This window comes from Vibrio sp. 10N.222.46.A1 (assembly GCF_041473595.1).
GTDB classification, from domain to species: domain Bacteria; phylum Pseudomonadota; class Gammaproteobacteria; order Enterobacterales; family Vibrionaceae; genus Vibrio; species Vibrio tasmaniensis_A.
Map to the genome: position 1 here is coordinate 1 of NZ_JBFRSN010000184.1, position 7,026 is coordinate 7,026.

At 44.0% G+C, this 7,026-nt stretch carries 6 protein-coding genes and 1 pseudogene; 4 read left to right on the forward strand and 3 right to left on the reverse strand.

Going from position 1 to position 7,026, the window contains the following annotated elements:
• Window positions 1-1,189: pseudogene (locus tag AB4496_RS06255) on the forward strand (hypothetical protein); the annotation flags it as partial.
• 53 nt (window positions 1,190-1,242) lie between these two features.
• Here the strand turns inward: AB4496_RS06255 and AB4496_RS06260 are convergent.
• The 3 genes from AB4496_RS06260 to ulaR all read right to left on the reverse strand — a co-directional run bounded on the left by AB4496_RS06260 (window position 1,243) and on the right by ulaR (window position 3,497).
• Complete coding sequence (locus tag AB4496_RS06260; protein ID WP_009845904.1) at window positions 1,243-1,485, reverse strand: hypothetical protein; 243 nt, start codon at window positions 1,483-1,485, stop codon at window positions 1,243-1,245.
• 68 nt (window positions 1,486-1,553) lie between these two features.
• Window positions 1,554-2,621, reverse strand: coding sequence for an L-ascorbate 6-phosphate lactonase (ulaG, locus tag AB4496_RS06265; RefSeq protein ID WP_009845903.1), 1,068 nt, complete (start codon window positions 2,619-2,621; stop codon window positions 1,554-1,556).
• 120 nt (window positions 2,622-2,741) lie between these two features.
• On the reverse strand, window positions 2,742-3,497 hold the full coding sequence (gene ulaR, locus AB4496_RS06270; RefSeq protein ID WP_009845902.1) for an HTH-type transcriptional regulator UlaR: 756 nt from the start codon (window positions 3,495-3,497) through the stop codon (window positions 2,742-2,744).
• 339 nt (window positions 3,498-3,836) lie between these two features.
• On the opposite strand from ulaR, the gene AB4496_RS06275 reads away from it, so the two are divergent.
• The 3 genes from AB4496_RS06275 (at window position 3,837) to AB4496_RS06285 (ending at window position 6,918) form a co-directional block, all read left to right on the forward strand.
• A complete protein-coding gene (locus AB4496_RS06275) occupies window positions 3,837-5,675 on the forward strand; it encodes a PTS ascorbate-specific subunit IIBC (protein WP_009845901.1) in 1,839 nt (612 codons plus the stop codon).
• A gap of 66 nt (window positions 5,676-5,741) precedes the next feature.
• Window positions 5,742-6,209: a PTS sugar transporter subunit IIA gene (locus AB4496_RS06280; protein ID WP_009845900.1), complete on the forward strand. Its 468-nt coding sequence runs from the start codon at window positions 5,742-5,744 to the stop codon at window positions 6,207-6,209.
• Between the two features lie 16 nt (window positions 6,210-6,225).
• The gene (locus tag AB4496_RS06285; protein WP_032555158.1) at window positions 6,226-6,918 is read left to right on the forward strand and encodes an L-ribulose-5-phosphate 4-epimerase; all 693 of its coding nucleotides are present in this window, start codon (window positions 6,226-6,228) and stop codon (window positions 6,916-6,918) included.
• The last annotated feature ends 108 nt before the right edge of the window (window positions 6,919-7,026 follow it).

Sequence of the window (7,026 nt, forward strand, 5' to 3'; positions counted from 1 at the left end):
GAATGCGACAGCGCGTTTTCGTTGGGAATCAAGAGTGGTGCCATTTGGTCGAATGTGGAGCACGAATTCATCTTGGTCGTTAACGAACGTCGCAAACGCGGATTATTTATTGGCCATTCATCGCTACTACAAGCAAAGCTGGGCAAGCCAAGGTTTGAATGGTGCATACAACGACGACACAAATAAACTCATTGGCTCGAACCAGTTCTATGTCCATTCTGGCGGACATGTTCAAGAGTTAGGATCTGTTGCGGGTTCAAATCAAGCGGATGATCTCTACAAGCAACAATTTTCAGCGTTTCTCCAAAATCTATCTGTTTTAGAAAGTGATGCGTCTATTGGGTTGAACATTGGTATGGCGAACTTGCTGGGTCGAAATGGGCAGTCTCATCTTAGCGAAGCCGGGTCTTTGTATCTGAGAGAGCATTACATTTTTCCGTCTACTGGATTTAGTGGTTACTCGGGGATCTCTAAGTTCTGGGATAATTCTGCGCTCGCCTACAATGGACAAAGAGTTATTTTTCAGGCGACAACGCGTTACGGGCGAGTCCAATATCTAGGAAATAGTGAAGAGAATTGGAAGAAAGACCAATACTCGACCCTAGCGATTTACCACCTCAATCGACATGCTCAACACAGCTATTTTAATCAGTGGAACAATAGTTACGTCTATGGGAGTGATAACACGACTGCAGACACTTTCTGGCAAAGTGGTGTCCCTAAAAATATCGCTTATCAACCAAGTTCGTTATTAGCCGTTGATTTGGGAGAGGCGAGTCATCAGGCCCTACAGGGATTTGAGCCAATTCCTTTGATGTTGTCGACAACGACACCTCAACCCGCAGACTACACCATCGTTGGTGATTCATCGATGAGTGAAGTGGTGCATGCTGATCTGCCTAATGGTATGACTCACGTTCTACCTACGTTCACGTACTTTATGTATCAATCTAAAAATCAGGTGGCCGCGGGTGGCCCTGAAGATATGGTGTTAGCGAGAGAGTTCAGCAATGGTCGTGTGTTGTACCGCACGGATTTCCACGGTAAGAATTCGAGCTTTTATGAGGCAGAGAAGCTGATGATTGTATTGGACGTGCCGATGAAGCCTGTCGATGAAAACGGCAACATCGGAGAGTATGTGACTGAAATTCATATTGGCGGTTATGAAGGGCTGTTCTTGCTTTATTAGAATTATTTAGATAGACGAAGGGGAGCATTTGATAGAGCAGGAGGCAGAAGGCTCTAGAAATTTTGCATATCGACTGATTGATGACTGAAGCCAATTGATTTTGCCGCATTTAGTAGAGCTTGTTGGGTCTTGAATACCCTTGGTTTCAGCTTTCGGTCGGACTCTAAGAAACTATTTATTCCCCACTTGCTGCTTAGAACCATCAAGTAATAGCCATCATTGTTTGGAGAGTTTACGGCAATTGCTGATTCTAAATCGCCACGTTTGAAATGCTCCTTAAATTCGCGTAATACCATATCAATATCCTTATTCGATGATTAAAAAAGGGAGCGAATCGCTCCCTAGTTAATGTTGGTACTAATGATTACAAGAATGCGCGGTATGGCAGTTCTGGGTCATTTTTAAAGATATCTGCAAAACCACGGAAGTGTTGGTAGTGCATGCGACTTTTATCTGTAGGGTAAGTGTATCGGCCACCGACTTGCCAGAAGAAAGGTGCGAAGCCGTATTGCAGACGTTCTTTCTTCATGTTCCACAGCATTTCAATTTCACGTGGGTCATTTTGGAAGTTAGCCCAGATATCGTGGTGGAAAGGAACAACGACTTCACAATCCAAAGATTCAGCGGCACGTAAAATGTCTGAAGACGTCATTTTGTCAGTTACGCCACGTGGGTTTTCACCGTAAGAAAGCAGTGCAACGTCGATCTTGTGGTCATTACCGTGCTTAGCGTAGTAGTTTGAGTAGTGAGAATCACCAGAGTGGTAAACTGAACCGCCTGTCGTTTCTACTAGGTAGTTCACTGCACGATCGTCCATGCCACCTAAGATATCAGTGTCTAAAGAAGAAGTGCCTTCAGGAAGTGTCACTAGAGCAGTACGGTCGAATGCATCAAGAACCTTAATATTGACGTCTTTGATCTTAATCTCGTCGCCAACTTTCGCGATAACACAACGATCTTCTGGCACACCCCATTTCATCCATAAATCAACACACGCTTTAGGACCAATGAATTTAACGTGCTCGCCACAGTTTTGTAGAACGGCTGCAGCAACGTTGATGTCAATGTGGTCGCCGTGATCATGAGATGCCATAACCGCATCGATCTCTTTAATAGCGAAAGGGTCCAATGGGAAGATTGCAGTACGTAGGTTTGGCTGAAGTGCTTCAACACCGCCCATACGCATCATTTGGTGCTGGTTTTTCATTTTTTGAACAGCTTGTGTTTTTTTACCAGTACCACACCAGAAGTCCATTGATAGGTTTGCACCACCTTCTGATTTTAGCCAAATACCTGTACAGCCAAGCCACCACATAGAAAATGTATTCGGTTGCACGACGGTTTGCTCGATCTCTTCATTTAACCATGTGCCCCACTCAGGGAATGTATTTAGGATCCAAGACTCGCGAGTGATTTCGTTTACGTTGCTCATGATAATACCTTTTATTTCAATAATTTGATTAATTTTGGATGTAGGGAGCCGAGCGCCTTAATTTTGATTAAGGCACTGAGCTAAATTTATTATTATTGGTGGGCTAGTTAGCCCTTCGATTTAAACTAGGATGACTTGCGTCCCTTGAGCTTCAATCCGCTTGACGACTTCGGGGTTGGCATCTTTACCAGTGATGACGATGTCTATTTGCTTGGTGCTGCAAAAGAGCATTCCGGTACGTTGTCCAACCTTTGAACTGTCGACAACAACAACGAGTTTATCGACCTGTTCAAGCATTTGCTGCTCTGCTACAGCAGTTAACATGTCGGCTTTGTAGAGGCCAGCATCGGTTAAGCCTTTACCAGAGGTAAACATCCAGTTTCCAGCATAGCCTCCCAGTGAATTGGGCGCGGGATTTAAAAAGATGTTCTGCGCTTTGTTGTATTGACCGCCAATGATGATGACATCGTCATGATCTTCGTTGATCAAGTAGCTTGCGAGTGGGAAGTAGTTCGTTACGATCTGTACATCTTCCCCACATAACTGTTGTCCAAGTAGGAACGCAGTAGAACCACAGTTGATCACAACTGTATCTCCAGCCTCGCAAAGTCCTGCTGCTGCTTGCGCAATCTCTGCTTTCTCTTCATAGAACTCAGTGCTGTTGATATTGAGTGGTGACCACTTTCTCTTCTGATTCTCTACTCGCTCAGCGCCATTTCGAACTTTTCTAAGTCGGCCAACTTCATCTAATTTAGCGATGTCACGTCTTGCAGTAGCAGGTGAAACACTAAATTTATCAATAATATGTGAGACGTTTATTGTCTGCATATCTTCTAATAGCGACACGATGCCGTTATGTCTTTGTACTTCATTCATATTTATCACTCTTTATGTCGTTGTGACAATTTGATGATTACTTTTGATTTGTTTTGATTCTAATAATCACCATCATGATTGTCAAACTACATTGCTATAAAAACTAGATCTTAATCACAATGATTTATAAGTTATTGATTTTATTTGATTTGTTGTTTTTTGGTGTGATCCGAAGCTCAATTAGGCACATTCTGGGTGTGGTTAATTGATATAAATCAAAGTAATCACAAGTGAGCATTGAATGATTACTTTTGATTGGTAAAGTCTAATTCGTGAGCAAAAATAGACATCATCACATCCTACATACCATTAAAATTAAAATTAATCAGGGGTAAAGATATGGAATTCTTATACGATATTTTCTATATTTTTTACAGTCAGGTAATGACCAAAGCACCTTTGCTACTCGGTCTTGTTACTTGTCTGGGTTACATTCTACTCAAGCGTGACGCAACAACTATTATCTCCGGCTCTATCAAAACCATCGTTGGTTTCATGATAGTGCAGGTAGGTGCAGGAACATTGGTAGCGGGTTTCAAACCAGTGATTCTGAAAATGAGTGAGATTCATGGATTGACGGGGTCAGTGATAGATCCGTACACAACCATGATGTCTACCATGGAGACCATGGGAGACAATTATTCTTGGGTTGGATATGCCGTATTACTGGCACTTGGTCTCAATATTCTTCTTGTTGCCTTCCGCCGCATCACGGGCATCAGAACCATCATGCTTACGGGACATATCATGTTCCAACAAGCTGGCCTCATTGCTGTTTTCTACTTCGTGCTTGGTGCAGGTATGTGGGAAACCATCATCTATTCAGCAATATTGATGGCGTTGTACTGGGGTATCTCGTCTAACATCATGTTCAAGCCTACCCAAGAGGTTACTGGCGGGGCGGGTTTCTCTATTGGTCACCAACAACAGTTTGCGTCATGGGTAGCGACAAAGGTTGCTCCTAAGCTTGGCGACAAAAATGACAGCGTTGACCACATCAAACTGCCTAAATGGTTACACATTTTCCACGACAGTATCGCAGCGACAACGCTAGTCATGACTGCTTTCTTCGGCATTATTCTTCTTTCATTTGGTCTTGATAACCTTCAAGACATGGCAGGAAAAACACACTGGTTTATCTATATTTTCGAAACTGGGTTGAAATTCGCAGTGGCTATTCAAGTTATCGTCACCGGCGTCCGTATGTTCGTAGCGGAATTGTCTGAGGCATTTAATGGTATTTCTCAACGCCTTATTCCTAACGCTGTGTTAGCAATCGATTGTGCGGCTATCTACGCATACTCTCCAAATGCAATGGTGTTCGGTTTCATGTGGGGCGCTGTTGGTCAATTCACAGCCGTTCTTGCAATGTTAGCCTTTGATTCTCCTATCATGATCATTCCTGGCTTTATCCCAATGTTCTTCTCGAACGCGACGATTGGTGTGTTTGCGAACCACTTCGGTGGTTGGAAAGCGGTAATGAAGATCTGTTTCGTGATGGGCATCATCGAGGTGGTTGGTTCTGCTTGGGCAATTCATATCTTTGCTCAATCGGGAGCAGAGTTTAATGGCTGGATGGGTATGGCTGACTGGGCTCTCGTCTTCCCACCTATCATGCAAGGTATTTCGAGCTCTAACATGTTCTTCTTCGGGATTTTGGCTTTAGCTGGTGTCTACATGTACTTCGCTTCTAAACAACTACGAGCTGAAGAAGACGCAGAAGCTGCCGCTGAAACAATGACCGCAGTAACACCTGAGGGCATTGAGGTTGAAGTCGCAGTACCACAACAATCAACAGCAACTGCTCAAGCTCCTTCAGCTTCTGCAACGGCAGCTTCTACAACATCCGAAAATCGAGTCTCACCAGCAGCTGACCAGAAACCGGTTCGTGTCTTAGTGTGCTGTGGTTCAGGGCAAGGTTCTTCAATGATGTGCTCTAAGAAAATCAAAGAGTACTTGGACAAGAAAGGCATTCCTAGTTCGACCTTTAACAGCGCTATCACTGATTACAAATCGCACCTTGGTTCATTCGACATCATCGTTACTTCGGTTGCGCTTGCAGCGAAGATTACGGGTCTGCCGGAAGGTAAGCAACAGTTAGCGGTTAAGAACATGATTATGGTGAAAACTTTCGGCGACGAGCTTGTTTCCATCATCGAGAACAACTTCCACAAATAATGATAAACGGCTCAGTGGTATCGCACTGCTGAGCCAATAAAAACAATTATATAAGTGAGCAATAACATGAACTTAAAAGAATCTCTTATCAAGAATAACTCTATCCTACTGAACGCAAAAGCAACTGACTGGAAAGCGGCGATCAAGCTAGGTACTGACGCATTGGTTAAAGCCGGTGTTGCTGAAGAGCGTTACTACGACGCGATTACCAAAGCGATTGGTGAAGAAGGCCCTTATATCTGTATTCACGATGCGTTCGCTCTGCCTCATTGCCGGCCTGAAGATGGTGTGATTCGTACCGGGTTTGCGTTAACCGTGCTTGAAACGCCCATTACGTTTGAAGGTGTTGATGAGCCAGTTGATGTACTGATCACGCTAGCGGGTAAAGATTCAGAAGAACACATCGACGGTACCATGCAAGTGGCGAACTTGATTGAGTTCGATGAAGATTTCTCAAAACTTCGCGCATGCAAAAGCCCAGAAGAAGTGGCGCGTTTAATTGATGCTGCGTTACTGCAAGCGGAAGCAGCGTAAGGAGACAACTATGTCTATATATAGCCAACTGAAACAACGCGTCTTAGAAGCCAATTTGCAGCTTCCGAAGTATCGTTTGGTGACATTCACTTGGGGCAATGTCTCTGAGTTTGACCGTACTAATGGCGTGATAGCGATTAAGCCATCAGGTGTCGAATACTGCGATATGACAGCTGAAGATATGGTGGTCGTCGATCTAGAAGGCAACATTGTTGAAGGGAAACTTAATCCTTCAAGTGATACCGCAACTCATTTAGAGCTTTATAAAGCTTTCCCGGAAGTGAGTGGCATTGTTCACACGCATTCACGCAGTGCCACAATTTGGGCACAAGCTGGTATCGATATTCCGGCCTTGGGTACTACTCATGCTGACTATTTCTACGGTGACATCCCATGTACTCGTCGATTGTCTCACTCTGAAATTGCTAAAGAGTACGAGAAAAATACCGGCTTGGTGATCATTGAAGAGTTCAAGCAGCGTCGAATCGATCCAATGGCCGTTCCCAGCGTGATTGTTGCAGGACATGCACCTTTCTCTTGGGGCAAAGATGCCAACGATGCGGTTCACAACGCGGTGGTATTAGAAGAAGTTTCTGCAATGGCCTTGGCAACCCGCACCTTGAATAGCGGTATCAAAATTCAGCCAGAACTATCCGACAAACACTACTTACGTAAGCACGGTGAAAATGCTTATTACGGCCAACAGTAAATCGGTTGTTCGTTTAAGTAAGCCGTTTAACGAGCTTCGACTCTAAGTAGTTTCAATATTGATTAGGCCCGACTTCAGGGAATAAGTGAGAGGACTCTATGTATAAAG

Bases quoted from the DNA above. Each gene is read 5' to 3' on its own strand.
- AB4496_RS06260 (WP_009845904.1), bottom strand. From the start codon at position 1,485: ATGGTATTACGCGAATTTAAGGAGCATTTCAAACGTGGCGATTTAGAA.
- ulaG (WP_009845903.1), bottom strand. From the start codon at position 2,621: ATGAGCAACGTAAACGAAATCACTCGCGAGTCTTGGATCCTAAATACA.
- ulaR (WP_009845902.1), bottom strand. From the start codon at position 3,497: ATGAATGAAGTACAAAGACATAACGGCATCGTGTCGCTATTAGAAGAT.
- AB4496_RS06275 (WP_009845901.1), top strand. From the start codon at position 3,837: ATGGAATTCTTATACGATATTTTCTATATTTTTTACAGTCAGGTAATG.
- AB4496_RS06280 (WP_009845900.1), top strand. From the start codon at position 5,742: ATGAACTTAAAAGAATCTCTTATCAAGAATAACTCTATCCTACTGAAC.